This window comes from Liquorilactobacillus hordei DSM 19519 (assembly GCF_019443985.1).
Taxonomy (GTDB): domain Bacteria; phylum Bacillota; class Bacilli; order Lactobacillales; family Lactobacillaceae; genus Liquorilactobacillus; species Liquorilactobacillus hordei.
In genome coordinates, this window is the sequence record NZ_CP049303.1 from 804,086 (window position 1) to 830,396 (window position 26,311).

Below are 26,311 nucleotides of genomic sequence, written 5' to 3' on the forward strand. Positions count from 1 at the left end.
ATCAGTAGGGAGGCAGCCAATTATGAAAATGCGAATAAAAAAGGCCTTTTTGGGGGGAGCGCTCAGTGTGTTAGCAACTGTAGCGGTTGGATGCTCTACCAATCATAGTAGTAAGAATAGTAGTAGTAGTTCTTCGATGACAACCGAGCAGGTTAAATCACATTATACAATGGCACTAAAGTATCTTGACAAAGGAGCACCACAACAAGCATATACGGAATTAGGAAAGGTAGTTTCTCAGAATACTGGAAACAAAAAAGTTAAATCACTGTATAATAATCTTGGTGATTTATTGTCCGCTAAAAGAGCTGTAACTGAAAATAAATTAGCTAAAGCAGCAAAAAAATTGCAGCAGTTAGCTAAAGTTAAAGAACCAGCTAAACTAGTTAAACAGATTGCTGCAGTGCAAAAAGAGTATCAGGCTGTCAAACTTGCTAAACTTTATTATAACGAAACGGTAGCATACTATAATGCGGGGAAATATTCTGAAGCTGGCGGAAGTTATCAAACACTAATGGCATTATCTAGTAAATATCAGGCAGTGGCCTCTTATCAAGAAAAAGTAAAGAGTTACCAGCAGAAGATAGCGACTGCACAAAATCAAAGTGTTGCTTCACAAGCTAAAGCAACTAGTAAAACGACGACAATCAGCGGTTACACGAATGCACGAAGCTCAAAGATTGTTAGCTCAACTTATGCTAGCAAGACGGGAAGCTCAATCAGTAGTGCAACCAATAGTCAAGTTTCATCTGTAGTTGCTGAAGTGTCTGATGCACAAATTTTGACGAAGTTTCGTGAGGTAACAGGAATTCCACAAGAAGCAGGGGATCAATACTATGTTACGAAATTAGATGATGACACATATCAGATTGAGATTAGACATACTAGCCCAGATAATGTCAATGTCTCTAACCTAAAAGGAATGTATAAGTATAATTATACAACCGAAAAAGTACAAAAGGCTGATGAAATTACGGGTGAATACACAAATATTAATTAGATGGATGGAAGTAAATGGAGAGATTCAAAGGAAAATATTATTTTAAGAGCACTTTAGCTATTCAAATTATTGGGCTCTTGTTAGCAATTGTAGTCTTTATCGGCGTAGATAAAATATTAATTTCTAATATTTTGTTTATGGCAGGATTGGCTGCCATTTGTCTGACAATTATAGATGTTTTATTAGGGGCTCATTTATTGGCTGGTTGGTTCAAACACAAGAAAAAAGGCGAGACCGACGATGAATATCAGCAGGCTAAAATCAATATACGTGAAGTGGGTAGAGTTAAGAACCAACCAATTCGTGCTAGTAAATTTGGTAAAAGCACTCTGATCATAGGAATCACATACATCATATTATCTATTATAATTACCTTCTGAGTAAAAAAGAAACTGCATTGAAATTTGCGAAAAACGCATATATTTCATAGCTGGTTTCTTTTTTTTTCTTTTGCAAAAAAATAAAAAACTCTTGTTCCATAAGGTAATAGTACACTTTTATATGTGAGCATGGCATAAGTTGGGAAATTAACTCGAATTTAAAAAGATTGTGCTATGAATAATTTTAAATTAGACAGAGAATTTTGATCTCTGGAACAAAATCATTCGTGATAAATAGAGGGACTGAATCAAAACTTAATTCTTGAACCAGCCTTTTAACCTAGGAGAGAGTGTATTGAAGACGAGAAATATAAGAAATGAAGAGCATATTTTTGAACGATATTATAGTGAGTACACTATAAAGTTATGGCATTATCTTGAATTTTTTGACTTACTTGAAAATTGTCAAGATCCAGAAAATTTTAAAACAGTTTCTTCTACTTTAAATATTAAATTTGCACTGGTTAGGTATCAAAAAATTTTAAGTGATATTTCTTGCAGCGGATTAGTTACAGATAATCTGAAAAAGAAACAAAAAATCGAAGAACGAGTATTGTATCTTGAGAAAATAATTTCTGTATTAAAGATTTTTGAGAAAAAGATAAGTAAGAATCCAGATTTATGTAAACAAACAAAAATAAAAAGAACAAAAATTTTAAACATAGACAAATGTTATCTCTATAAAGTATAGATAATGGAGGAATAGTATTGATGGATTATGATTTTATTGCGGACTTCTTGGCTTTTTTAGCCATTTGTTCTGAAAATAAGCTGGAAGTTCGAGAATATCAAGTGATTGATTTCGCGACTTCAAAAGGAATTAGAATTCAGGAACTGGCAACTATAGAGTTATTACTTTTTACAGCAAAAATAACAACAAAGTGTCCTAGAAAAGTTGGCAGTAGTTTTGTAAACTTATGTCCAGGATCGCTAACTGAGGCGGGGTTAAAACTAGTAAAGCAACTGAGTGGGCAAGAAAATAAAAAATTTACAATATTATAATAAAAAAGAAGCGTGACCAAAATTTAACTTGGCCAGCTCCTTTTGTCGGTTATCAAAAAGTAATCCTCACAAAAAAATTTTTTATTTTAATAGTCAGTTTTTTTGTCAATTAACCATCCATTTTTTAAATGTCTTTGAAATTGTTCATAAATTGGTGCGAACAAATCAATTTCTCTTGAAGAGGTCAGCATTTCTCTAGGAAAGAAAAAACGTTCATCACCGGAGAACTCCCCAGTGATTGCAGCAACAAGCTTGCTTACTTTTGAAAGCTCAATTAAAGTACCATCATCTTGATATAACTCGATTTGTGTTATTTTCTTGCTTTGACTAGGTGCATAAACATCGTATGGTAAATCAAAGCTATCATTAGTTGCAGTATAGTAAGCTGCATTGTAACCAGCTGCTGAAACTAACTCGCACAATTTAGGAATTTGGTTGCTAGTAGTTGCAGAAAAGCGTGCAGACTTCAACGGCTTACGATTCAAGAAACGGCTAGCTAAATCGCTCAGTATTTTATCAGGACTCATAGACCATTGAATAAAGTAGGTATTTAAAACACCGTCATCAAGACGAATGTAGTCTTCAACTGAAAAATTATTTTCGAAAAAAGGTAACAACAGGTGAGGAGGGGTTTCTTCGGTTAATTGATTGTTTTCAAAAAGAAATTTTGCTCTTTGAAGTAACCGATTTAGAATTACTTCCATGGAACGTGATACAGGATGGAAATAAACTTGTTGATACATTTGAAAACGACTAACAATATAATCTTCAACAGCATGCATACCGCTGATATGGAAAGTAATACCATTTTTATAAGGACGCATGACCCGCAAGATTCTGCGCAAATCAAAAGTTCCATAATTAGTCCCCGTATAATAAGAATCCCTAAGCAGATAATCCATCCGATCAGCATCAATTTGACTTGAAATCATTTGAACGACCTGTGGGTTAGGATACGTTTTTTGGATTACACTGGCAACTTTTTCTGGAAAGTCGGGAGCAACTTCACGTAAAACCTTATTAACTTCTGTGGCAGGCGAGGTTAGGATTTCAACTGTTACATTTTCATGATTAGTTCCGAAAATATGTTCAAAGGTATGTGAGTAGGGACCGTGACCAATATCATGGAGTAACGCGGCACACAAAGCAACTAGACGTTCATCATCATTCCAAAGGCCATCGTCAGTACTTTGAGAAGGATAATTACGTTGAAAGTTATCACAGATTTGACGTGTAATTTCATATACACCAACTGAATGTGTAAACCGTGAATGCTCTGCGCCATGAAAGGTACTGCTGGCAGTTCCAAGCTGACGAATACGGCGTAAGCGCTGAAACTCACGGGTGTTAATAAGATCCAAAATCACTTGATGTTGAACATAAATATAGCTATGAATTGGGTCTCTCAAAACTTTTTCTCTTTTTAATTTCTTACTTGTATAAACAGTGATATCTAATCAACTCCTATATTGATATGCATAGATAAATCAATTATATTAATTATAACTTAATATAATATTTGTTGCATAGTGTACCGGGGAAATATATAGTGATTGGATTGAAGAAATGCTATAATACGATAACAAAAGGGATGGTTTTTTGAGTACTGGGACGGATATTTTAATAACTCTCCAAACTTTTACCAAGCAAGATGGTGAGATTAGTAAGTATGATCGAAAATTTGAAGGCCAATTATTTCAGATGGGAAATTCAATTTATCTTCGATATACTGAGGATGATGATAAACAAGAAAAGGCAGTTGTAACTTTTAAGATCAATAATAATGGTGGTATCCAATTGACAAGAAAGAGTAAGGAAATGCGGATGCAACTGTTTTTTGAAAATAACAAAAGAGTATCTGCTACTTATCGGACACCTTATGGTGAAATTCCGATTGAAACGGTTACGCCTTTGTTAAGTGTCAATATTAGTGATTTTCCATTGGTAGGCACAGTGAATATTGATTACTTTCTGTATAGTGGAGGAAACCTTTTAGGTGAGTACAAAATAAGATTGCAATTTAGTGTGTAAGAATGTATGATAATATTTAGACTGTAGAAGGGACGTGTACCGTTTGGAGCTAGAAAAATTCAAGGATGCTAACAAAAGTGAACTATCATTGATTGAAGTTGCACATGCGATTTTAAGTCAACGGGGGGATGTTACTCCTTTTGCCGATTTGGTGAATGCTGTACAAGAATATCTTGGCAAGAGCGATGAAGAAATCAGAGAAAGACTCTCACAGTTTTATACTGACTTAAATGTAGATGGTAGCTTTATTTCTTTGGGTGACAATCTTTGGGGCTTACGTTCATGGTATCCGTATGATTCTATTGACGAAGCAGTTGTTCATACTGAAGATGAAGAAACTGATGAGCCAAAGAGTAAGAAACGCAAGAAAGTTAATGCTTTCATGGCCGATGCAAGTGAAGACGACGATGTTATCGACTATAATGATGATGATCCAGAAGATGATGATTTAGACATTGATTATGCAAATGACGATGATAATGCTGAACTTAAAGAATACAGCAAAGATTTAAATGATATTGATGACGCAGACGAAGATGAAGAAGACCTACCAGATGGAATTGAAGGTCAATTAACTGAAATGTCAGATGATGATATCGAAGAAGATAACGAATTATAATTACTAGGTCTTGACTAGATAATTATTTTTGGGTACAATCTTTGTTGGGCACTTCATTCTTTTGTGTGGAGTCATTGGACGGTAGTTATACAAGCTCCCTATTCACCAGAATAGGGAGCTTGTTATTTTTATTTTTATATGTGTATTAATTATGTGTCTACCCTGAAAAAATATTCAAAGGAGAATTTTTAATGACCAAATATATTTTTGTGACAGGTGGCGTTGTGTCATCACTAGGAAAGGGAATTGTTGCTGCATCTCTTGGAAGACTTCTTAAAAACAGGGGACTTAAAGTTATGATTCAAAAATTTGATCCCTATATCAACGTTGATCCTGGAACTATGAGTCCTTACCAACATGGAGAGGTTTTTGTAACAGATGATGGTACTGAAACGGACTTGGATTTGGGACATTATGAGCGCTTTATTGATATTAATTTGAACAAATATTCAAATGTTACAACTGGTAAAATTTATTCAGAGGTTATCCGTAAGGAACGCAGGGGTGATTATCTGGGTGCAACTGTTCAGGTAATTCCGCATATTACTAATATGATTAAAGAAAAAGTAATGCGTGCTGGGACTACGACTAATGCCGATGTTGTAATTACAGAGGTCGGAGGAACAGTTGGCGATATTGAGTCACTTCCATTTTTAGAAGCCTTGCGACAAATGAAAGCAGAAGTTGGTAGTGAAAATGTAGTTTATATTCATACAACATTAGTTCCTTATCTTAGAGCTGCAGGTGAGATGAAAACTAAACCAACACAACATAGTGTTAAGGAACTTCGAGGATTAGGGATTCAACCGAATATTTTAGTTGTGAGAACTGAACAACATATTTCTGATAGTATGCGTAATAAAATTGCAAGCTTTTGTGATGTGGAACCGGAAGCTGTAATTGAGTCAATGGATGTTGAAACATTGTACGAAATTCCTTTGAATTTAAAAGCACAGCATATGGACGATTTTGTTTGCAAGTTGTTGCATATTGAATCGCCAGAATCAGATATGAGTGAATGGGAAGAATTAACTAATAGAGTTAAGCACCTTGAGAAGTCCGTAAAAATTGCTTTAGTGGGAAAATATGTGAAATTACCGGATGCTTATATTTCAGTTGCTGAGGCTTTAAAGCACGCAGGATATACCATAAATGCTGATATTGAAATTTCATTATTTGATTCAGAGAAATTGAATGCTGAAAATGTCGCAACTGAATTGGGATCATATGATGGAATTATTGTGCCTGGAGGATTTGGAGATCGTGGACTTGAAGGCATGATTGAATCAATTAAATATGCGCGTGAAAATAATGTTCCATTCCTAGGAATATGTTTGGGAATGCAAATGGCATGTATCGAATTTGCTCGTAATGTGGTTGGTCTTAGTGATGCAAATACGACAGAGGTTGATTCTAGGTGTGCTAACAAGATCATTGATTTGATGGCTGATCAAGAAGATGTTGAAGAAATGGGTGGCACACAAAGATTAGGTCTGTATCCATGCAAGCTAAAACAAGGTTCAGTCGCAGCAACTGCTTATAATAATCAAGAAGTTATTCAAGAACGTCATCGTCACCGTTATGAATTTAATAATGAGTATCGCAAGTCATTTACTGAAAATGGATTAACATTTGCAGGAACTTCACCTGATAATCGTTTAGTTGAAGTTATTGAGTTAAGTAAACATAAATTTTTTGTAGCTGCACAGTATCATCCTGAATTTCTTTCAAGACCACAAAGACCTGAAGGACTATTTCAAGCTTTCGTAGTTGCATGTTCTAAGTAAAGATTGAGAATTGATAATAAAAAAGCAAGAATTATTACAGATTTCTATGAAGTGAACCCACAAGTTTGGACAACTAAATTAAGCTGCTAACTGATTGGCAAGTTCTCGGTATTGTACCGGTGACTTGCCTTTTAGTTTGGTCCTGATTCTACGGTTATTATAAAATTCAATCCATTCAGTCATCGCTTGCGCGAGACTCTCTGAATTTTCGAAGTGTTCATCCATCATCTCTGCTTTCATGAGATGAAAAAATGATTCCATGGCGGCGTTATCTAAGCAGGTAGCCTTACGGGACATACTCTGAAAGGTATGATGAGTTTTAAGCGTTTTTTGCCACTGTTTATGTTGATACTGAAATCCTTGATCTGTGTGTACCGTTGTTCTATAAGGAAGCTCAGGTAATCCATCTAATGCTTCTTTTAGTGGTTTCAACGCAAATTCAAGAGTTGGGTGTGCACTAATGTTAAATGCCAAAATTTCACCCGAAAATAAATCCATGATGGGTTCTAAATAGATTCGCTCACTTTGACTCATCTGACCGTATCGAAATTCACTAACGTCGGCGACGAGTTTTTGATATGGTCGATCTGTCTTGAATCGACGGTGTAACTTATTTTTGGCTATTCTACCAACAGTTCCTTTGTATGAGTTATATTTGCGAGTTTGCTTATTAAAGGCCTGACATGTCCAGCCTTGCTCCTTCATAATTCGGAGGACGCGTTTATGATTAACTTTAAATCCCTGTTCATGCATAACTAACGTTATGCGACGGTAACCGTATTTTTGAGTATACTTGGCATCTGTTTGCCGAATTTCATCAATGGCTTGGATAACCTGGTCATTCTCATATTCTCGTCCCTGACTGTGCTTAGTGTAATAGTACGTGCTACGTGGTACCTTAACGGCTTTAAGGATAAAACTAATCGACGTTTTGAAGACCCGCCTCAGATCATCAATTAAGGTCACGGTTTCTCGTGAGCTGATTTTTCGTGATCTAAGGCATCGAGTTTTTTTAAAAATTCGTTCTCGATTCTTAACATCTTATTTTCTTGCTTGAGTTGCTTTAACTCATTTTTATCGTGGCGTGCTTGGATTTGTGCCGTTGTGGGTTTGGTCACTTTTTTATGTTTAGACATAGTCTTTGGATTTCCTCTCACTCTATTTAGTCCACTGAGCCCCTCTAAATCAAACTTTCTTTGCCATTGCCAGATAGTACTTGGTGAAGAGAGGTTGAAATGTAGTGCTGTTTCTGGAAGCGAAGCTTTGTGCTGTTGTTTCCAGTTTAATACTTCTATCTTGAATTCACTAGAGTATTCCAAATTCATAGATTTCGGTTTTAATCCTGCAATGCCAAAACGATTAAAGCGATGAACCCATAGGAGAATCGTTTCATTGTTGGCAATATGGTATTTTCTGGCCAATTGAATGGAACTAATACCCGTTAAATATTCTGTCACAATAGAAATCCGTAACTCTAAATTAAATTTAGTCATAGTAAACCCCCGAGATTGTTGTCCAATCTCGGGGGTTCACTTCACTATTTGGAATAATTTCTTGCCTTTTTTATTGTTTTAATAACTTTCAAAGCTATTTTTTTATGTTTGTAAAGTAACGAAAAATAAGCAAAGAAATCTTTTAAGAGAATTAATTATTTTTATCAACGAATATTTAAGAAGAAATTTCTTAATTTAAGCCTTTTTTAATTGAAACCTGACTGCCTATCTTGTAATATAAAAAGAGACACTTTTTGTGCCAAATGTTGGTGTACCAAAAAAGTAAGGAAACACCTAATTTGTATATTATATTGACTTGATAATCGAGTGGAGATTTTAAAAAAATGAAAAAAATGATTATTAGAGGAGGGCAAAAACTGTCAGGCAAGGTCACAATTGGCGGAGCAAAAAATAGTACAGTTGCCCTCATACCGGCTGCGATTTTAGCAGATACACCGGTTAAATTTGATTCAGTTCCAGATATTTTAGATGTTCATAACTTAATGTTAATCCTAGAATCAATGAATGTTAAATCAGTGTTTAACAAAGGCGAGTTAGAAATAGATCCTACACAAATAAAAAGCGTACCACTGCCAGGTGGAGCAATTAAAAGTTTAAGGGCCTCTTATTATTTTATGGGGGCACTCTTAGGAAAGTTTGGTGAGGCGGTTGTTGGTTTCCCAGGTGGAGATAATATAGGACCGAGGCCAATTGATCAGCATATTAAAGGATTTAAGGCACTTGGGGCACAAGTAATTGAAGAAAATGATGCCGTGAGAATTAAAACTGGAGAAAATGGATTACAAGGGACAAGAATTTTCTTCGATATTGTTTCTGTTGGAGCAACGATTAACGTTCTTTTAGCGGCTGTTAGAGCTAGTGGGACAACAATTATTGAAAATGCAGCTAAAGAACCTGAAATTGTTGATTTAGCAACTTTCTTAAACAATATGGGGGCTCAAATTCGTGGTGCAGGAACTGATGTCATCAGAATAAAGGGTGTGTCAAGTCTAAAAGCTACCAATACACATACTATTATTCCTGATAGAATTGAAGCAGGGACTTATTTGGCATTTGCTGCTGCAAATGGTGAGGGTGTGTTAGTAAAGAATGTTATTACTGAACATTTGGAACCATTTATTGCTAAGCTTGTTGAAATGGGCATCTACTTGGAGGTTAATGAGGACAGTATTTATGTGAAGGGTGGGGATAATTTAAACCCGGTCACGGTTAAAACATCACCTTTTCCAGGATTTGCCACAGACTTGCAACAACCAATAACACCTCTGTTGATGAGGGCAAATGGAGAAAGTAAGATTATTGATACATTGTATCCTGAGCGTATTAAGCACATTACTGAGATGCAAAAAATGGGTGCTGCAATCTCCAGTAGTGACGGTGTAATTACTGTCGGACATTCTGATAACTTACGTGGTGCAACTGTCAAAGCAAGTGAAATCAGAGCGGGAGTTTCGTTGTTAGGACTGGCATTAATGTCTAAGGGAGTAACAACGATTACACATGCCGATAATATTTTGCGTGGATATGAACGCATTATTGAGAAGTTAAGAAATTTGAACGTTGAAATTAAAATAGTGGATGATGAGTGTGAAAACCATTAAAGCAGTGATAGTTGAGGAGAAAAGACTACGAAAAATCTAACATTAGTTGATTTAAAAGATAAAAATCTAAAAGAAATTTACACATATGCTCGTGACTTTAAAATTCCCTATTACAGTCAAATGAATAAAAAAGAACTCTCATTAGCGATTATCAGAGCGCAAGCACAAGAACAGGGATTTTATTATATGTCGGGTGTTTTGGACATAACAACACAACAGGATGGATTTGGCTTTTTACGACCAATTAATTATGGTTCTTCACAAGAAGATATCTACATCTCGTCATCGCAGATTAGAAGATTTGGTTTACGTAATGGTGATTTGGTTGCAGGTAAAGTTCGTCAGCCAAAACCAAATGAACGTTATTATGGGATGATGCATGTTGATAGTGTCAATGGGAAACATCCTGAGGACGCAAAAGAAAGACCCCATTTCCCAGCGTTGACAGCCTTGTATCCAACAAAACAGTTGAAGCTAGAAACAACACAAACAGTTTTGTCTACAAGAATTCTAGATTTGTTTGCACCGATTGGTTTTGGGCAACGAGGTCTGATTGTTGCACCTCCCAAGGCTGGAAAAACGAGTTTATTGAAGGCGATTGCTAATGGAATTACGCAAAATTTTCCGAAAGCTAAGTTAATTGTATTGTTAATCGATGAAAGGCCAGAAGAAGTTACAGATCTCGAAAGAACAGTAGCAGGTGAGGTTGTTTATTCAACTTTTGATCAAAAACCAGAGAATCATGTTAGAGTTTCGGAACTTGTTTTAGAACGTGCGATGAGGTTAGTTGAAGATAAACAAGATGTTGTAATTTTACTAGATTCATTAACAAGATTGGCTAGAGCATATAATTTAGTTGTTCCTCCAAGTGGAAGAACACTCTCGGGTGGAATTGATCCAGCGGCTTTATTCAAACCTAAGAAATTTTTTGGGGCTGCTCGAAATATTGAAGAGGGCGGTAGTTTGACAATTTTGGCAACTTCACTTGTCGATACTGGTAGCCGGATGGATGATGTTATCTATGAAGAATTCAAGGGAACCGGTAATCAGGAAATTCAACTGGCGCGAGATTTGGCAGAACGACGCATCTTCCCTGCTGTTGATTTGAAAAAATCGGGAACTCGTAAGGAAGAATTATTACTTTCTGAGGAGAAGTTGAATTTTATGTGGAAACTGCGCAAGGACTTGAATGGTGATATTGCTAAGCAGACTGAGCGTGTTATTACAGCTTTGAAGAAAACAAAAGATAATGAGACTTTTATTAATGAGATCAATGTTAATTTACAAAAAAAGAAATAAAAAGATAATTGCTTATCTTTTTTATTCATGTTAGAATGTTTGTTGTTGTATAAAAGATTAACTCTGACACAGCAAATGGGTCAGGGCAAAGGAGAGTATAAAATGAGACCAGGAATTCATCCAGATTATCATAAAGTTGTTTTCTTAGATTCATCTACAGGATATAAGTTTATCTCAGGTTCAACTAAGAATTCAGCAGAAACGATTGAATGGGAAGATGGAAACACATATCCATTGATTCGTGTTGAAATTTCAAGTGATTCACATCCATTCTACACAGGACGTCAGAAGTTTACACAAGCAGATGGACGTGTGGATCGTTTCAACAAAAAATATGGTTTTGCAAACAAAGAAGACTAATTTTTTATTATGGAGTAGGCGAAAAGAGTGTTTTAATCTCGTTGGGGATTGTAACACTCTTTTTATATTGCTGTATTTGCTAATAAACTAAATTGGTTAGACTCGTTTTTTTAAATATAATAATTAGTTTTCCTGCAGTTAATGATTTAAAATATAAAAATAAATTCTCTTTGGGTAAAATACGAACATTATAATGCTATAACATTCGTATTTGCTTTTTTTTTACATTGTAGTATATTAATTAACGGGCTTTATATAAAATACGAATTTTAATGTTCGTGAAAAGGGGTAAGAGTTTTGAAAGAAAAAATCGAGTCTTATTTTCAAATTAATGAATTAGGATCGACTATCGTTCGTGAATTACTAGCCGGATTTACAACATTCATTTCAATGGCATACATACTTTTTGTTAATCCTAGTGTGCTTGGTGATGCGGGAATGGATAAAGGAGCTGTTTTTACAGCAACAGCTATTGCAAGTGCAATTGGTTGTATTTTAATGGGATTATACGCAAAATATCCAATTGCTACAGCACCAGCATTGGGAATTAATGCATTTTTCACTTATTCAGTTTGTATTGGAATGAAAGTGCCTTGGCAAACAGCTTTGGCTGGAGTTCTAATAGCTTCAATTATTTTTTTATTGATTACGATCTTTAAGTTACGAGAATTAATTATTGATGCGATTCCTGCTAATTTAAAATACGCAATTTCAGCTGGAATTGGACTATTTATTGCATTTATTGGTCTAGAAAATGGTGGGATTATTGTCGCAGATAAATCTACTTTGGTTGCTTTAGGCAGTTTTTCGGGAACAACTTGGTTAACTATTTTCGGGCTTGCAGTTAGTGCAATTTTATTAATACGTCGCGTTCCTGGAAATATCTTCATTGGAATGACTGCGACTGCAATTTTAGGTATAATTACAGGAATGATTAAATTGCCAGATTCTGTAATTTCTGCTGCTCCGAGCTTAAAACCGACTTTCCTAGTAGCTATACGACATATTACAGATATTAATTCAATTCAGTTAGTGGTTGTTGTGTTAACATTTTTGTTGGTTACTTTCTTCGATACGGCAGGTACCTTAGTGGGTTTAGCACAACAAGCCGGTTTTATGAAGGATAATAAGATGCCAAGAGTGGGTAAGGCGTTGTTATCTGATTCAACTGCAATGACAGCTGGGGCATTATTAGGTACATCCCCTGTGGGAGCCTATGTAGAATCATCAGCTGGAATTGCGGTTGGTGGTCGTTCAGGGTTAACAGCTGTAGTTACAGGAATTTTATTCATTTTTGGCATGTTTTTCTCACCACTTCTGAGTGTTGTTACAAACCAAGTAACTGCACCTGCTTTAATTATTGTTGGGGTGTTAATGGCTCAAAATATGAAAAAAGTCGAATGGGATAAAATGGAAATTGCAATTCCATCATTCTTAATTTTATTAGGAATGCCATTAACGTATAGTATTTCAGACGGATTGGCGCTTGGAGTGATTGCTTATCCTATTGCAATGATAGCTGCCAAAAGAGGAAAAGAAGTTCACCCAATTATGTACGCCTTGTTTTTTGTATTCTTGCTATTTTTCTGGATTTTGAATCATTAACAGGCAGTGTGATTTATGTAACATAGTTGGAGATAAATGGCGAGTCTAGGTTAAGATTTAACTTTTTACCTAACTCGTGTAGATAGAAGAATAGTTGACAAAAGGGATACCGTTTAATATCTAATTACGGTATCCCTTTTGTTTAATTTAGTTTATTTGAAAAATGATTTAAAAGACATAGTCTATCTTTCAAACTTCTTTGCATCAGCATCAAGACGTGCAAAACCAGAGCCTTCATTTTTTGCAGGATGCTTTGCGCGGTCCTCCAAAGCTTTGCGAGCCAATGCTTTTTTTTCTTCCTTACTCAACTTCTTTGACATTGTAATCGCCTCTTTTTTTTTGGAATCCACATATGGAATTTATTCCACAAATCTATTTTAGTTCAATCGAGGGCAAAATTCAAAAAAAGATATACTTATTAAGTAAACAGATCTTTTCTTTTCTTGTACGTACTATCCATGTAGAATGTATGTTAGTGAAATAAAAATATGAGGGAGCTGCAAAGTTATGATTGCCTTTTACAGAACTAATGATTTAACATCCAAAGTTTATCAAGATGCATTAGCAATTCGAAAGGAAGTATTTGTAGTAGAACAGGGAGTGCCAGAAGCATTAGAAATTGATGCTGAGGAATTAGCAATGCATTATGTTGGGTACGTAGACAACCAAGCTGTTGTCACTGCTAGAATAATTGAAGAAAATGGTGCATGGCACATTCAAAGAGTGGCTACTTTGAATAGTCAACGCCACAAAGGATATGCAAAAGAGCTGCTGAAGTGTATTGAAGAAATTGCAGTGGAAGACAAAGTCTCATACTTAACGTTAGGAGCCCAAGACCAAGCACAGGATTTTTATTCTAAATTAGGTTTTGAGGTTGTCGGAGTAGGCTTTTTGGATGCAGGAATCCCACATCATAAAATGAACAAAAAATTATAGTTGACTTTTTGTAAGAAAGGGGTAGACTTAGTCTTATGCGATGAGTCGAAGTAATCAGACGAATTTATTCGTTCCGCTGTGGCGGCTAGTGATTTTTTTCGAGAGGGACACAAATGCTGGCGGATTTCCAGCGTGTTTGTAGGTGTTCATTGTGGAATTGACCCTACTATCATTTTAATTAATGGTACCTTACCTGTAAGCCATAACAATAAAGTTATGGCTTACTTTTTTGCAAAAAAATAAAAAATTTTAAAAATGCTGAAATTTAAACCGCAAATGAAGAAAATTCTGATAAAGTCTAATAAATATTAGTAATTTGAAAATGAATTTTAATAATTTTCAAATTATAATGTAATCGGCTTTATAATGGGTAATAAATTTGCTATGATTAACTCAAGATAATTTATTGGGAGTTTTAGTTGCAACTAACAGATTGGAATAAATTATTGAAACCTACATTAATATTTTTTGTTTTTTAGAATAAAAAGTAGATGTTGTTTCAATAGTTGTCGTTGCTTAGACTTTGATTCACAATTTATAAACAGTGGAGGAATTTAAAATGGCTTGGATTATAGTTATCATCATTATTGCAGTGGTTGTTTTTGGATATATTGCTCTATATAATGGTTTGCAAACAGCGAAGGTTTATACAGAGGAGTCTTGGAGTCAAATTGATGTGCAACTTAAACGCAGGAATGATTTGATTCCAAATCTTGTTGAAACTACAAAGGGGTACGCCAAACATGAACGTGAAACTCTTGCAAAGGTTGTTGAGTTACGTAACCAAATGGTGCAATTGCCAAATGATGCACATGAGGAAAAAATGGAGTTGTCAAATCAACTTTCCGACTCTCTGAAATCAATTTTTGCATTGGCTGAAAGTTATCCTGATTTGAAGGCAAATCAGGAATTCGCAAAACTAATGGAAGAGTTGAGCAACACTGAGAACAAGATAGCATATTCTCGTCAGTTATTTAACTCTTCTGCAGCTTCGTTTAATCAGAAAATTATGACTTTTCCATCTAATTTTGTTGCAAAGGCACATGGCTTAACAAAAGTTAATTATTTGGAAGTTCCGTCTGAAGAAAAAGCTGCACCTAAGGTATCTTTTGAATAAAATTTTGTTGAAGGAGTTTTGAAGATGTTATTTCAGCAAATAGCACAGAATAAAAGGCGAACAATTTACGTTATGATCGCCTTTTTCTTATTAGTAATTCTTATTGGAGCAGCGATAGGTTATGTTTTCTTCAATAGTTCGTTGGCTGGTATTTTAATGGCTGCTGTTATTGGAATCTTTTACATGTTTTCAATGTTATCTCGTTCGACTGACATTGTGATGGGAATGAATAATGCTGTTGAGGTTAAACAAGAAAGCGACTTTCCAGAGCTTTGGCATATAATTGAAGACATGGCACTAGTAGGCAAGGTTCCTATGCCAAGGGTTTTTACCATTGATGATGAGAGCCCCAATGCATTTGCAACAGGCAGGGATCCGGAGCACTCCGCTGTAGCGGTTACCCAAGGGTTATTAACTAGGTTGAATAGAGAAGAGCTAGAAGGTGTGATTGCTCACGAGGTATCTCATATTCGTAATTATGATATCCGTTTGCAGACAACAGCACTAGCACTCGTATCTGTAATTTCGATTTTAGTAAATATTGGATATAACTCATTTTGGTGGGGCGGAGGTCGCAAAAGAGATAACGAGAGTAATGGCGGTTGGTTGATTCTTGTTTTGTCGATAGTAGTTTTGATAGTAGGACCCTTGGCTGCATCTTTGGCTCAAATGGCCTTGTCACGCAATCGAGAGTTTCTCGCTGATGCTTCTGGGGTTGAGTTAACGCGTAATCCTCAGGGCTTGATAAGTGCATTGGAGAAGATTTCAAATAGTGAGCCACTGAAATCTGCTGATCCAAGTAGTTCCTCACTTTATATATCTAATCCGTTCAAAGATAGTTCGTGGACACATTTATTTGATACTCATCCATCAACTGAAGAACGAATTAAACGATTGAAAAAAATGTAATAATTATTTTAAATAGAATAGAGGTTTGATGATGCGTAATAACCTTATATATGTGCACATCGAAAAGGTATCGCATTTAACATTAACGTATGGAATTTCAAATTTAGACTTTTTTAGGGGCGTAAAAGTTAAACCTAAGAATTTATTGTCATTAGGTAACGTAGACCCAAATCAAGAAATAGATATATATTCTGGATTTAATATGTACTTGGAAGAAGAGAGCGTGCAAAAGTTTCTTCTTCCAAATTCGAATCAAAATATTGACTGGATAGATTTTGATGAAGTTAATGATTTAGAATCACTAACCCCACACGAAGTTGCTGAATTGTTATACTTGGGACACGCGTATACACATCTTAAATCTCCATTTTATTATAAATTACAAAATAATTATGTATATTTGACTTTACCAAATGGTGCAAAAAAGGTATACTATCGTTATTTGCCACATTTTTATCAAATTCTTGCAACTTGTATAACCAATAAACTAGCTAGTACTTATCGTGAAAGAAAACCTTTTTTAAGATCACGGCATCGTTTTCAGTTACTTGATACTTCAATTATTAAGGAAATTGATTCCTTAATGGTGTTGGGAACGGTACTTGATTTTGGTGAAATTCAGATAAAAGGGCAAGAGCTAACAGTTCCTTTTTTCTTAGCACCAGATTCGGTATATCAACTAAAGTGGCATGAACCTACAATGTTGATTGAAAAATCTAAACTGGTCGGTGAATTAAAATATTATTTGAATTCGACAGAGTGGAAACTAAAAATTTTGGCACCAGAATTACTTGAGGATAGTTTAAATTTCTAACTATATTATCGTTGCATGAAATTCTTTAATACTAAGAAGACAGAATTATTTTGTTGGCAGAGTAGTGAAAGAGTACTCAAATGATGAGAGTATTAGAAACCAATAAATAAACACTGTCTTATTTTGTGTTTAGTTTAAGATATTTTATTTTTTGTGATACAATGGCATAGGACAATTTTAATGGAAGTACTGTATATTATTAACATAAAGTTGAAAATTAGCTTTTGTACAGTATGGCATGAAGGGAAGAAATTTACATGAAGATGCGATTAGCGGAAATTGCGAAAGCTCTACAAGTTGAACCGAAGGAGGAGTGGGAAGAGATTGTTGTTACTAGTGTCTCTTTTGATACTCGTTCGCTTGAACAAGGTGCACTATTTATACCGTTAGTCGCGGAACATGATGGGCATGATTATATTGAGAATGCAATCAAAAATGGGGCAGTTGCAACGTTGTGGCAAGAAGACCATGACGAGAATGCGGCATTAATCCCCAAATTGGTTGTCTCAAATAGTTTGCAGGCAATGCAGAAACTTGCACATTATTATCTTCAGAAGATAAATCCCAAAGTTGTTGCTATCACTGGGAGTAATGGTAAAACCACGACTAAGGATATGGTAGCTGCTATTCTTGGAAGACGGTTTAATGTACAAAAAACACATGATAATTTTAATAATTTTATTGGAGTTCCGATGACAGTCTTATCAATGGAACCGAATACTGAAGTTTTGGTTATCGAAATGGGAATGGACCATTTTGGTGAGTTAGATGAACTTAGCCATCTTGTTGAGCCTGACATTGCTGTTATTACTATGATTGGTGAAGCTCATATTGAGTTTTTTGGCACAAGAGACAAAATAGCTGATGCAAAAATGGAAATAACGCATGGATTAAAGGAAGACGGAGTACTCATTTATAATGGTGATGAACCCTTGCTTATTCAGAGAACAAAGGAGATAGCCCAAGAAACTAATACTTTTGGGACCTCGGATAATGTTAACTTACGTGCTCTGAATGTTGTAAGCAATGATGAAGAAACAAGTTTTAGGGTAGTACAGTGGGAAAACGAAAATTTCGTAATTCCAATGATTGGATCATATAACGTAATTAATGCTTTGGCGGCCCTGAGTGTAGGAAAGCTTTTCAGAATACCCGTTGAAGAGATGAAAAAAGCACTCAAGTCTTTTGAATTGACTAAAAATAGAACACAATGGTTGCAAGGAGCAAAAGGCGAACAGATTTTGAGTGATGTATATAATTCTAATCCGTCAGCTGCGAAGCTAGTTATAAAAGCTTTTTCTAATGCTTCAACAAAGGGAAAAAGAATGATAGTGATAGGCGATATGTTGCAGCTTGGAATCAGCTCAAAAGAGATGCATGAAAGCTTAGCTGAAGTTATTGATCCAGATAAAATTGATAGTGTGTATCTTTGTGGGGAAGAAGTAGAACCTTTAGCTACAAAATTAGTATCAAAATTTGATAAGGAACATCTTCATTTGTATAAAGCAACTGAAAAAATGGAACTGGTTGCGGATTTGCAAAGTGAAATTTCAGCTGACGACTCAGTGTTATTGAAGGGAAGTCATGGAATTCATCTGGAGAACGTATTAGAGAAGTTAGTGTAGAAGAATAGTTTTTAATAAAACAGGAGGAAATAATTTTTGAAATTTACAGAACTTGGTCTTTCAGAAAATATCTTAAAGGCAATAAACCGTAGTGGGTTTGAGGAAGCAACACCTATTCAGGCAGAAACAATTCCATTAGTTTTGAAGGGTGAGGATGTTATTGGACAAGCTCAAACTGGTACAGGGAAGACTGCCGCTTTTGGATTACCAATTTTAAATAAAATTGATACAAAGAAAAATGAAATACAAGCCGTAATTGTTTCACCTACGCGTGAATTGGCAATTCAAACACAAGAAGAGTTATATCGTTTAGGCCGCGATGAACGTGCTAAGGTACAAGTTGTATATGGTGGAGCAGATATTCGTCGACAGATTAATTCTTTAAAGAAGGCTCCACAAATTTTGGTTGGCACACCAGGACGCCTTTTGGATCATATTCGAAGAAGAACTGTTAAACTCGATTCTGTTAACGTAATGGTATTAGATGAAGCTGATGAAATGCTTGATATGGGATTCGTTGAGGATATTGAGAGTATTATTGAGGCTGTTCCAGAAAAAAGACAAACATTGTTATTTTCTGCAACGATGCCTCCAGCTATTCTGAAAATTGGCGAAAAGTTTATGCAAAAGCCAAGTGTTGTCAAAATTAAAGCAAAAGAACTAACAACTGATTTGGTAGATCAGTATTATGTTCGTTCACGTGACTTCGAGAAATTTGATGTAATGACAAGAATTCTTGATGTTCAAGCACCTGAACTTACAATTGTCTTTGGTAGAACTAAAAGACGTGTTGATGAACTCTCAAAAGGATTAGAAACTCGTGGGTATAATGCCAAGGGAATTCATGGGGATTTGTCACAACAGCGTCGTATGAGCATCTTGAAACAGTTTAAAGCAGGAAAATTAGATATTTTAGTTGCTACTGATGTGGCAGCACGTGGTCTTGATATCTCTGGTGTCACTCACGTGTATAATTATGATATTCCACAAGATCCAGAAAGTTATGTTCATCGTATTGGCCGTACAGGTCGTGCGGGACATCATGGCGTCTCGGTTACTTTTGTTACTCCAAATGAAATGGATTATTTACGCGTTATTGAGAAGTTGACAAAGAAGCGCATGAGTAATTTAAAGCCACCTACAGAACAAGAAGCATTCAATGGACAAATTACATCAGCAATTGATGACATTGATGATCTGATTAAGAAAACTGACACGCAGAAGTTTGAAAAACAAACAACTGAATTGTTAGCAAAATATGATACACAAGATCTTGTAGCAGCTTTGTTGAATGAAATGACGAAAGATGCTGCAAACGAGGTTCCTGTTAAAATAACACCTGAGCGCCCATTACCAAGGCACAAGAAGGGTTCTTCTAACCATTACGATCGTAACCGCCGAGGCAATAAGGGTGGTTATCAAAGAAGAGATAATAAATCAGGTAACCATAAGAGCAATAATGGACGTAAACCAAAAAAGGACCAAAATCGTGATAAGTTTAATCGCGACAACAAAAAAAAGAGAAAGTTTACTATCAGAACTAAAGAAGGCTAAATTATTCTGGGTATAATGGTGAATATTGACTGTGGCAATAATCGGCTCTTTGTCAACCGCTGTTGATGGGAAATTTTTAAAAGAAAATCAATTCATTTTCGAATTGGTTTTCTTTTTTTTATTCGAATCGTAAATTCAATTCTAATCCGGGTGTAAAAATGTGACCAGTTTCTATAGCCGTATGCCGTGCGTTTAATTTGTTTGATTTTGCGATTAACACCTTCTAGTGGGCCATTTGAATAGTTGCTTGCCATCATGTTTTTAATTAATGGTAGATATTTGCGATAGGTCTTTATTGTAGTTTCAAGCTGTGGGCTGACTTTGTCAGCTCGATTTAGTGTTTTAATGAACTTTAAATAATCACGCTTTCTTAAGGCATCAACTAGGGAATGCGCAACGAAGTAAGTGTGTTGGTAGGTTGAATCTAACTCAAGACCTTGCCAGACTAATTGTTCTTGGGTGAACCAGTTCTTTAAATGCGCAAACCATTGTGGTTTACGTTGATTTAAGCCAGAATAAGTTTTTAAAAATAAACGCCAGTGATGTTTGAGAACTCGATATTCTCGTGAATTTTGAGTGAATCGATGCATTAACTGTACGCGTGTCTGGTTCAGTGCTTGGAGTCCCATTTGAACTAGATGAAAGTTATCGGCGATAACTTTTGCTTCTGGAAAAATTATGTGAATTACGGATTGATACTGTGCATTGAAATCAATAACTACTTGTTTAACTTTCCTACGTTCAGCTAAGGAATAGTTACTTTCAAAGTGATTTTGGATACTTCGATTAAGGCGATTAGGTAAAACAGAAACTAGCCGATGTGTATCACCATCAATGGCAATAAAACTCATCTGATGACCAGTGGAGCGAAATTCATCAAAACACAACGTAGTTGGTAAGGTAAGCAAGGCGGTCTTAGTCTGAATCGCTAATGAATCAAGTACTCGATTAACTGCCACTGGTGAAACATTTAATTCCTCTGCAATATCAGTAATACTACGATCTTTAGTAAGCTGTAGAATAATCATCTGTTTGGTATCTTCTGAGATTTGACAGTGTGGTTTAACTAGCGACGTTTCAGCACTAAAAGTATGTTGCCCTCTTTTGCACAGATAACGTTGTTTAAGCAGTTTTAAGATAACTGGTCGTTCTTTGATAGGTGGCATCCTGACGTTGATCAAATTAGTTCCAAAACGGACTACTTGGGATTGGCCACAAAGTGGACAGCGCTTTATCGAATAAGTTAATTTGGCATGAATGACTTGTTTCTTGGGATCAGAATTGTCAATACTGATACATTTAATATTTGGGTCTTGGATTTGAAGTATATTTTCGATAGAATAGTCTTGGGACATGTTTTCTCACTTGCCTTTACTTTTACTTTGGTTGGTATGTGGTGGTGCATTTGGGAACTTGTCCTTTTATTGTACATGAAAATTGGGTGTTGATGGAAGTTCATCAACACCCAATATTTTAGAGCCCAATAATCTAATGTCACAGTTTTTTTACGTATTTGTAATTATTTTAAATTCAAGTATCCCATGAATAGTTTATAGTAGTAAAATAAAATGTGGTTATCGTGAATTTGAGTATAAACCTTCTTTTGTAAAGGCAATAGTTGTGATAAGATAATTGAAATAAAAGGTGAGAATTAATCAGGATAAATCAAAAAGGATGAGTGGTGTGATTCAAGGAATTGGAATAGACGTAACTGAGATTAAACGTATTCAAAAAGCCCAAGAACGCCATAGTAGTTTTGCTGTTAAAATTCTAACACCTGCAGAATTTGTATATTTTTCGAAGATGAGTGGGCATAGGAAAATGGAATACTTAGCTGGGCGTTTTTCCGCGAAGGAATCTTATAGTAAGGCCTATGGAACAGGAATAGGTAAAAAAGTAGGATTTCAGGAAATAGAAATTCTGAATGACGAAAAAAATGGAAGACCATTCATTACCAAACATCCACTAAAAAAAGGAAAAGCACATATATCAATTTCACATACTGATACATTGGTAATGACAGAGGTTATTTTAGAAAGTAATTAACTGTAAGGGAAGTTAGAAGAATGGTTGTAGGTATTCATCGAAAAACTTATGCCAAAATTGATCTGAATGCAATTAAGCATAATATAAAAGTTGAAAAGGCTCAAATGACAAATGAGCAAAATCTTTTTGCCGTTGTGAAGGCAAATGCATATGGACATGGGATTGTTGAAGTGGCCAAAGCGGCTCATGAAGTTGGAGTTGATGGCTATTGTGTCGCAATAATTGATGAGGCGCTAGCTTTACGTAAGGCGGGGCTTAACGAACTAATATTGGTTCTTGGAGTCAATTCATTTGAGTATGCATCCTTGATGGCAAAAAATAATATTTCGACAGCAGTTGGAGATATTGATTTTCTGAAGAAAGCCCAGGTTCTATTATGCGAACAGAAACAACGGCTGTCTGTTCATCTAGCGTTAGACACAGGTATGGGAAGAATTGGATTTAGGACACAAGAAGCGTTATGCGAAGCGGTCGATTTTATGAAACAGCATACTTCAGAATTTAATTTTGAAGGGATATTTACACATTTTTCAACTGCTGATTCAGGAAAAAAAGAAGCAGTTAATTATTATGAACAGCAGATTAATGGGTTTAATGAGCTTCTTTCTAGTATAGAAGAGCTACCTAAATATGTTCATGTGGCGAACTCAGCAGCATCAATCTGGCATAAAGAATGTGGTGGAAATACAATTCGGTTTGGAATTACAATGTATGGTTTAAATCCTTCTGGTGGTGAGTTAGATATTCCAACTGGTTTCCGCCCAGCACTTAGTCTTTTGAGTGAGGTTGTGGCCATTAAGAAAATCAAAAAGGGAAATTCAGTTGGCTATGGTAAGACTTATACAGCAAAAGAAGACGAGTGGATTGCAACTGTTCCAATTGGTTATGCAGACGGTTGGCTAAGAAGCATGCAAGGGTTTAAAATTCTTATTGCTGATAATTTTTGTGAAATTGTCGGTAGAGTATGTATGGATCAGATTATGGTTAGAGTTCCTAGCAAAGTTTTAATAGGGACAACAGTGACTTTGATAGGTAGGCAAGAACAAAAAGAGATTAAGGCACAAGATGTCGCAGATCAAGCAGGCACAATCCATTATGAGGTAATTTGTTTGATTTCAGAACGTGTTCCAAGAATTTATTAAGAATAAACTAAGTTTTTAATGTTACATTAATATGAAAATGTGGTATTATTAACTGATAAAATATAGCTGGGGGTCATAAAATGGCATATCGATTTGAAAGTATGACTGAAGAGTTAGGTAGTGATAATAATGAGAGAATTTCCGTTTATTGTGATTATTATTCCATTAATAGACGAGACTTGGAAGAAAATAATGTTGTTGCAGAATATGTAGAGGCACACCGCTATATTTTAGATGAATTGATTAGTGGATACAAGGAAATGGGACCGTTAAACAAGAAAATTTGTGACGAATTCATCGGATGTGATTGTGAAACGGAATACGAGAATAAAGATCGAGGGGTTATATGACAACTGACGAGGTTAAACGTGGTGATATTTTCTACGCAGACTTATCACCAGTGGTTGGCTCTGAACAAGGCGGAATGCGCCCAGTACTGATTGTCCAGAATAATATTGGTAATCGCTATAGTCCAACTGTTATTGTGGCTGCGATTACAGCAAAGATACAGAAACCTAAAATGCCGACACATGTAGGTCTGCTTGCTGCTGAAGTTGGAATTGAGAAAGATTCAGTGGTATTATTAGAGCAAATTAGAACAATTGACAAGCAACGACTAAAAGATAAGATAGCACATATTAGTGAACTAGAGATGAACGAGATTAATCAAGCATTAGATGTCAGTTTAGGACTGACGAATATACATAGCAAATAGTAAGTGGCAGTAGTTTATATAGCATAGCACTCACCAAAAATTAGTGAATGATACTAGTTAGTCTAAAAAGTGTAAAAACTAAAGGCTTGATCAGAATATAAGAAAGAGGCTAAATCAATTGCACCTTGATTTAGCCTCTTTCTTATATTCTTATTTAATTTAAATGCAGTAGCAAATCAAGCGTAATAAGCTATGCTTGTAAATCTTCTATCTCTGAAACTTTAAAGCTTTTTCTTTCAAGATTAGAGATTATTTTTTCTAGCTTTCCAGGGGTAACACCGGCAGGTAAAGTAAATAATGTCCTATGAACTAGTCCTTTATCCTCAACATCCAATGTGATACAACTTGCAATAGCGGTATACTTTGTAATGATTTTAGACATTTCAAGGAGATCACCACGTTCATCTGGAGAAATAACAGTTAGTACATAACTTCCAATATTGATATTCCAAGATTGAGAAAGCATGGTTAATAAGCTTGAATGTGTTAAAATACCATAAAAAAAGTTTTGTTCATCAAGAACAGCAATATAAGGTAAATCCTTGATTGAAAAGAAAATATTAAAAAATGCTGAGTCGAGTGTTACAAATTTTGTAGCATTTTTTAATAGATAAGTTACTGGTAGATTCATATCACCACCACGTGACTTATGACGATAAATGTGCATTTTGTAAATATTTCCGCGGAAAATTTGGCCTGTTTCATCTAAAATTGGGACACAACGATACCCAGAATTCTCCAAAATTTCTAATGCTTGTTCTAAAGTGACATCTTCACGGACGGTTGTTAAATCTTTTTTTGGGTGTACTAAAGACTTAAATAGCATACGATAATTCCTCCATTGATTAAAACCTTCTAATCTATATTATCATAAAATGATATTAAAAAGATGTTTTAAATGAAATTTTTACAATTTATTCAGAATTATAATATTAGTTGGGAATTATGATCAATTAGAAATAAAAGTTTAAAAATAACACAAAAAAATTGGGATTAAAATTAACATCTTAATCCCAATTTTATATATTCATAAAATATTATGCTTCGATTGTTTTAAGACCGTCTGTAAGAACTTTTTTAAGAGTTGTTGCTGAATCAGTCATCTTCTTGCTTTCTTCTTCACTAAGAGGAACTTCAAGAATTTGTGCAATACCAAGGCCATTGATAACGGCTGGTGTACCAATATAGATATCATTTAATCCGTATTGACCATCCATGTATGCTGAAACAGGAAGAACAGCATCTTCATCACGTAAGATAGCTTTAGAAATACGAGCTAAGGCAGTAGCAACACCGTAGAATGTTGCACCTTTCTTGCTGATGATCGTATAAGCTTTGTTACGAACATCATCTTCAATTTTAGCTAATTGTTCTGCAGTTACGCCATTGTTCTTAGCCCAATCTAGAACTGGAAGTCCACCAATTGTTGCTGCTGAGTAAGCTGCAAATTCAGAATCTCCATGTTCGCCCATGATATATGCATGGATTGAACGTGGATCATTAACATCAAATAATTCACCAAGAGCAACACGTAAACGTGAAGTATCAAGAGAAGTACCTGAACCAATAACTTTGTTCTTAGGAAATCCTGATAATTTCCAAGTAGCATATGTTAAGATATCAACTGGGTTAGCAGCAACAAGGAAAATACCATCAAAACCGGATTCAACGATTGGCTTAACGATACTTGAAAGAATACGCAAGTTCTTGTTAACCAAGTCTAAACGAGTTTCACCTGGTTTTTGAGGAGCACCAGCTGTGATAACAACTAAATCAGCATCTGCACAATCTGAATATTCAGCAGAATAGATTTTCTTTGGATATGACAATGCTGTTGCATCAGCCAAATCAAGAGCATCACCTTCTGTACGTTCTTTCACAACATCAACAATACCGAATTCTTCGGCAACTCCTTGAAGAGCCATTGCGTAAGCATAGCTAGAACCAACGGCGCCGTCTCCGACTAGAATAACTTTTTGATGATTTTTATTTTCTGACACTATAATGCATTCCCTTCATTAGTGAAATTATTAACGCAAACATAGTATATCACGTTTTTCTGAAAAATGTGAAGAGACTTTCAAACTTTTTTCAGAAGTACTTTATGAAATTATGGTATACTTTTAAGCGTAATAAATACTGAATTTAGCGGAACTGACCGAAGTTCCGGTTTTTTGCTGTTCTTGAAAAATTAAAATGATAATATTGAGAATGCTTACAAAAATATTTTCAAAAAGATTGATATGGAGTGTATT

General features: G+C 35.3%; 28 protein-coding genes. 21 read left to right on the forward strand and 7 right to left on the reverse strand.

Going from position 1 to position 26,311, the window contains the following annotated elements; genetic code table 11:
* Window positions 1-22: 22 nt before the first annotated feature.
* The 4 genes from G6O70_RS05065 to G6O70_RS05080 all read left to right on the forward strand — a co-directional run bounded on the left by G6O70_RS05065 (window position 23) and on the right by G6O70_RS05080 (window position 2,382).
* Entirely contained in the window at window positions 23-1,000 is a 978-nt protein-coding gene (locus tag G6O70_RS05065; protein ID WP_057869763.1) for a tetratricopeptide repeat protein, read from the forward strand.
* A gap of 14 nt (window positions 1,001-1,014) precedes the next feature.
* Window positions 1,015-1,380, forward strand: coding sequence for a DUF3899 domain-containing protein (locus tag G6O70_RS05070; protein WP_057869764.1), 366 nt, complete (start codon window positions 1,015-1,017; stop codon window positions 1,378-1,380).
* 295 nt (window positions 1,381-1,675) lie between these two features.
* Window positions 1,676-2,071: a hypothetical protein gene (locus G6O70_RS05075; RefSeq protein WP_057869765.1), complete on the forward strand. Its 396-nt coding sequence runs from the start codon at window positions 1,676-1,678 to the stop codon at window positions 2,069-2,071.
* 20 nt (window positions 2,072-2,091) lie between these two features.
* Window positions 2,092-2,382 (forward strand): hypothetical protein, encoded by a 291-nt coding sequence (locus tag G6O70_RS05080; RefSeq protein ID WP_057869766.1) that lies wholly within the window; start codon window positions 2,092-2,094, stop codon window positions 2,380-2,382.
* Window positions 2,383-2,468: 86 nt separating this feature from the next.
* On the opposite strand, the gene G6O70_RS05085 is transcribed toward G6O70_RS05080, so the two are convergent.
* Window positions 2,469-3,833 (reverse strand): HD domain-containing protein, encoded by a 1,365-nt coding sequence (locus tag G6O70_RS05085; RefSeq protein WP_187327478.1) that lies wholly within the window; start codon window positions 3,831-3,833, stop codon window positions 2,469-2,471.
* A 148-nt stretch (window positions 3,834-3,981) separates the two neighbouring features.
* Between G6O70_RS05085 and G6O70_RS05090 the strand changes: the two genes are divergently transcribed.
* The 3 genes from G6O70_RS05090 (at window position 3,982) to G6O70_RS05100 (ending at window position 6,819) form a co-directional block, all read left to right on the forward strand.
* The gene (locus G6O70_RS05090; protein ID WP_057869768.1) at window positions 3,982-4,413 is read left to right on the forward strand and encodes a YwiB family protein; all 432 of its coding nucleotides are present in this window, start codon (window positions 3,982-3,984) and stop codon (window positions 4,411-4,413) included.
* Window positions 4,414-4,456: 43 nt separating this feature from the next.
* Complete coding sequence (gene rpoE, locus G6O70_RS05095; protein WP_057869769.1) at window positions 4,457-5,032, forward strand: DNA-directed RNA polymerase subunit delta; 576 nt, start codon at window positions 4,457-4,459, stop codon at window positions 5,030-5,032.
* 191 nt (window positions 5,033-5,223) lie between these two features.
* The gene (locus G6O70_RS05100; protein WP_057869770.1) at window positions 5,224-6,819 is read left to right on the forward strand and encodes a CTP synthase; all 1,596 of its coding nucleotides are present in this window, start codon (window positions 5,224-5,226) and stop codon (window positions 6,817-6,819) included.
* Between the two features lie 78 nt (window positions 6,820-6,897).
* Here G6O70_RS05100 and G6O70_RS12180 read toward each other — a convergent pair whose 3' ends face one another.
* Window positions 6,898-7,839, reverse strand: a complete 942-nt coding sequence (locus G6O70_RS12180) for an IS3 family transposase (protein ID WP_309137219.1) — start codon at window positions 7,837-7,839, stop codon at window positions 6,898-6,900.
* Entirely contained in the window at window positions 7,782-8,312 is a 531-nt protein-coding gene (locus G6O70_RS12185) for a helix-turn-helix domain-containing protein (protein WP_057870480.1), read from the reverse strand. The genes G6O70_RS12180 and G6O70_RS12185 overlap by 58 nt, the downstream gene beginning before the upstream one ends.
* A 344-nt stretch (window positions 8,313-8,656) precedes the next feature.
* Between G6O70_RS12185 and G6O70_RS05110 the strand changes: the two genes are divergently transcribed.
* The 4 genes from G6O70_RS05110 to G6O70_RS05125 all read left to right on the forward strand — a co-directional run bounded on the left by G6O70_RS05110 (window position 8,657) and on the right by G6O70_RS05125 (window position 13,198).
* Window positions 8,657-9,934, forward strand: coding sequence for a UDP-N-acetylglucosamine 1-carboxyvinyltransferase (locus tag G6O70_RS05110; RefSeq protein WP_057870238.1), 1,278 nt, complete (start codon window positions 8,657-8,659; stop codon window positions 9,932-9,934).
* Window positions 9,935-10,009: 75 nt separating this feature from the next.
* Window positions 10,010-11,233: a transcription termination factor Rho gene (gene rho, locus G6O70_RS05115; protein ID WP_057870237.1), complete on the forward strand. Its 1,224-nt coding sequence runs from the start codon at window positions 10,010-10,012 to the stop codon at window positions 11,231-11,233.
* Between the two features lie 102 nt (window positions 11,234-11,335).
* Entirely contained in the window at window positions 11,336-11,593 is a 258-nt protein-coding gene (locus G6O70_RS05120; RefSeq protein ID WP_003687273.1) for a type B 50S ribosomal protein L31, read from the forward strand.
* Between the two features lie 297 nt (window positions 11,594-11,890).
* On the forward strand, window positions 11,891-13,198 hold the full coding sequence (locus tag G6O70_RS05125) for an NCS2 family permease (RefSeq protein WP_057870236.1): 1,308 nt from the start codon (window positions 11,891-11,893) through the stop codon (window positions 13,196-13,198).
* 182 nt (window positions 13,199-13,380) lie between these two features.
* Here G6O70_RS05125 and G6O70_RS05130 read toward each other — a convergent pair whose 3' ends face one another.
* Window positions 13,381-13,518: a hypothetical protein gene (locus G6O70_RS05130; protein ID WP_164478091.1), complete on the reverse strand. Its 138-nt coding sequence runs from the start codon at window positions 13,516-13,518 to the stop codon at window positions 13,381-13,383.
* Between the two features lie 187 nt (window positions 13,519-13,705).
* On the opposite strand from G6O70_RS05130, the gene G6O70_RS05135 reads away from it, so the two are divergent.
* The 6 genes from G6O70_RS05135 to G6O70_RS05160 all read left to right on the forward strand — a co-directional run bounded on the left by G6O70_RS05135 (window position 13,706) and on the right by G6O70_RS05160 (window position 20,153).
* Entirely contained in the window at window positions 13,706-14,134 is a 429-nt protein-coding gene (locus tag G6O70_RS05135) for a GNAT family N-acetyltransferase (protein ID WP_057870235.1), read from the forward strand.
* A gap of 559 nt (window positions 14,135-14,693) precedes the next feature.
* The gene (locus G6O70_RS05140; RefSeq protein WP_057870234.1) at window positions 14,694-15,251 is read left to right on the forward strand and encodes a LemA family protein; all 558 of its coding nucleotides are present in this window, start codon (window positions 14,694-14,696) and stop codon (window positions 15,249-15,251) included.
* Between the two features lie 24 nt (window positions 15,252-15,275).
* Entirely contained in the window at window positions 15,276-16,160 is an 885-nt protein-coding gene (gene htpX, locus G6O70_RS05145) for a zinc metalloprotease HtpX (protein WP_057870233.1), read from the forward strand.
* Between the two features lie 28 nt (window positions 16,161-16,188).
* The gene (locus G6O70_RS05150; RefSeq protein WP_258236158.1) at window positions 16,189-16,974 is read left to right on the forward strand and encodes a hypothetical protein; all 786 of its coding nucleotides are present in this window, start codon (window positions 16,189-16,191) and stop codon (window positions 16,972-16,974) included.
* A gap of 257 nt (window positions 16,975-17,231) precedes the next feature.
* Window positions 17,232-18,599, forward strand: coding sequence for a UDP-N-acetylmuramoyl-tripeptide--D-alanyl-D-alanine ligase (locus G6O70_RS05155; protein WP_057870231.1), 1,368 nt, complete (start codon window positions 17,232-17,234; stop codon window positions 18,597-18,599).
* Window positions 18,600-18,635: 36 nt separating this feature from the next.
* A complete protein-coding gene (locus G6O70_RS05160; protein WP_057870230.1) occupies window positions 18,636-20,153 on the forward strand; it encodes a DEAD/DEAH box helicase in 1,518 nt (505 codons plus the stop codon).
* 92 nt (window positions 20,154-20,245) lie between these two features.
* Here G6O70_RS05160 and G6O70_RS05165 read toward each other — a convergent pair whose 3' ends face one another.
* The gene (locus G6O70_RS05165) at window positions 20,246-21,508 is read right to left on the reverse strand and encodes an ISL3 family transposase (RefSeq protein WP_219934280.1); all 1,263 of its coding nucleotides are present in this window, start codon (window positions 21,506-21,508) and stop codon (window positions 20,246-20,248) included.
* A gap of 328 nt (window positions 21,509-21,836) precedes the next feature.
* Here G6O70_RS05165 and acpS point away from each other — a divergent pair, with 328 nt between their 5' ends.
* From acpS to G6O70_RS05185, 4 genes are all read left to right on the forward strand, one after another.
* Entirely contained in the window at window positions 21,837-22,199 is a 363-nt protein-coding gene (gene acpS / locus G6O70_RS05170; protein ID WP_057870064.1) for a holo-ACP synthase, read from the forward strand.
* Window positions 22,200-22,219: 20 nt separating this feature from the next.
* Window positions 22,220-23,341 (forward strand): alanine racemase, encoded by a 1,122-nt coding sequence (gene alr, locus G6O70_RS05175; RefSeq protein ID WP_057870049.1) that lies wholly within the window; start codon window positions 22,220-22,222, stop codon window positions 23,339-23,341.
* 80 nt (window positions 23,342-23,421) lie between these two features.
* The gene (locus G6O70_RS05180) at window positions 23,422-23,691 is read left to right on the forward strand and encodes a hypothetical protein (protein WP_057870050.1); all 270 of its coding nucleotides are present in this window, start codon (window positions 23,422-23,424) and stop codon (window positions 23,689-23,691) included.
* The gene (locus G6O70_RS05185) at window positions 23,688-24,056 is read left to right on the forward strand and encodes a type II toxin-antitoxin system PemK/MazF family toxin (protein ID WP_057870051.1); all 369 of its coding nucleotides are present in this window, start codon (window positions 23,688-23,690) and stop codon (window positions 24,054-24,056) included. Before G6O70_RS05180 ends, G6O70_RS05185 begins: the two co-directional genes overlap by 4 nt.
* 190 nt (window positions 24,057-24,246) lie before the next feature.
* On the opposite strand, the gene cbpA is transcribed toward G6O70_RS05185, so the two are convergent.
* On the reverse strand, window positions 24,247-24,882 hold the full coding sequence (gene cbpA, locus G6O70_RS05190) for a cyclic di-AMP binding protein CbpA (protein WP_057870052.1): 636 nt from the start codon (window positions 24,880-24,882) through the stop codon (window positions 24,247-24,249).
* Between the two features lie 211 nt (window positions 24,883-25,093).
* Window positions 25,094-26,056, reverse strand: a complete 963-nt coding sequence (locus tag G6O70_RS05195; protein WP_057870053.1) for an L-lactate dehydrogenase — start codon at window positions 26,054-26,056, stop codon at window positions 25,094-25,096.
* Between the last annotated feature and the right edge of the window lie 255 nt (window positions 26,057-26,311).

What these genes read in the sequence shown, in the direction of transcription:
- G6O70_RS05065 (WP_057869763.1), top strand. Translation starts at nt 23, where the DNA reads ATGAAAATGCGAATAAAAAAGGCCTTTTTGGGGGGAGCGCTCAGTGTG.
- G6O70_RS05070 (WP_057869764.1), top strand. Translation starts at nt 1,015, where the DNA reads ATGGAGAGATTCAAAGGAAAATATTATTTTAAGAGCACTTTAGCTATT.
- G6O70_RS05080 (WP_057869766.1), top strand. Translation starts at nt 2,092, where the DNA reads ATGGATTATGATTTTATTGCGGACTTCTTGGCTTTTTTAGCCATTTGT.
- G6O70_RS05100 (WP_057869770.1), top strand. Translation starts at nt 5,224, where the DNA reads ATGACCAAATATATTTTTGTGACAGGTGGCGTTGTGTCATCACTAGGA.
- G6O70_RS12185 (WP_057870480.1), bottom strand. Translation starts at nt 8,312, where the DNA reads ATGACTAAATTTAATTTAGAGTTACGGATTTCTATTGTGACAGAATAT.
- G6O70_RS05110 (WP_057870238.1), top strand. Translation starts at nt 8,657, where the DNA reads ATGAAAAAAATGATTATTAGAGGAGGGCAAAAACTGTCAGGCAAGGTC.
- G6O70_RS05120 (WP_003687273.1), top strand. Translation starts at nt 11,336, where the DNA reads ATGAGACCAGGAATTCATCCAGATTATCATAAAGTTGTTTTCTTAGAT.
- G6O70_RS05130 (WP_164478091.1), bottom strand. Translation starts at nt 13,518, where the DNA reads ATGTCAAAGAAGTTGAGTAAGGAAGAAAAAAAAGCATTGGCTCGCAAA.
- G6O70_RS05135 (WP_057870235.1), top strand. Translation starts at nt 13,706, where the DNA reads ATGATTGCCTTTTACAGAACTAATGATTTAACATCCAAAGTTTATCAA.
- G6O70_RS05140 (WP_057870234.1), top strand. Translation starts at nt 14,694, where the DNA reads ATGGCTTGGATTATAGTTATCATCATTATTGCAGTGGTTGTTTTTGGA.
- htpX (WP_057870233.1), top strand. Translation starts at nt 15,276, where the DNA reads ATGTTATTTCAGCAAATAGCACAGAATAAAAGGCGAACAATTTACGTT.
- G6O70_RS05150 (WP_258236158.1), top strand. Translation starts at nt 16,189, where the DNA reads ATGATGCGTAATAACCTTATATATGTGCACATCGAAAAGGTATCGCAT.
- G6O70_RS05155 (WP_057870231.1), top strand. Translation starts at nt 17,232, where the DNA reads ATGAAGATGCGATTAGCGGAAATTGCGAAAGCTCTACAAGTTGAACCG.
- G6O70_RS05165 (WP_219934280.1), bottom strand. Translation starts at nt 21,508, where the DNA reads ATGTCCCAAGACTATTCTATCGAAAATATACTTCAAATCCAAGACCCA.
- alr (WP_057870049.1), top strand. Translation starts at nt 22,220, where the DNA reads ATGGTTGTAGGTATTCATCGAAAAACTTATGCCAAAATTGATCTGAAT.
- G6O70_RS05180 (WP_057870050.1), top strand. Translation starts at nt 23,422, where the DNA reads ATGGCATATCGATTTGAAAGTATGACTGAAGAGTTAGGTAGTGATAAT.
- G6O70_RS05185 (WP_057870051.1), top strand. Translation starts at nt 23,688, where the DNA reads ATGACAACTGACGAGGTTAAACGTGGTGATATTTTCTACGCAGACTTA.
- cbpA (WP_057870052.1), bottom strand. Translation starts at nt 24,882, where the DNA reads ATGCTATTTAAGTCTTTAGTACACCCAAAAAAAGATTTAACAACCGTC.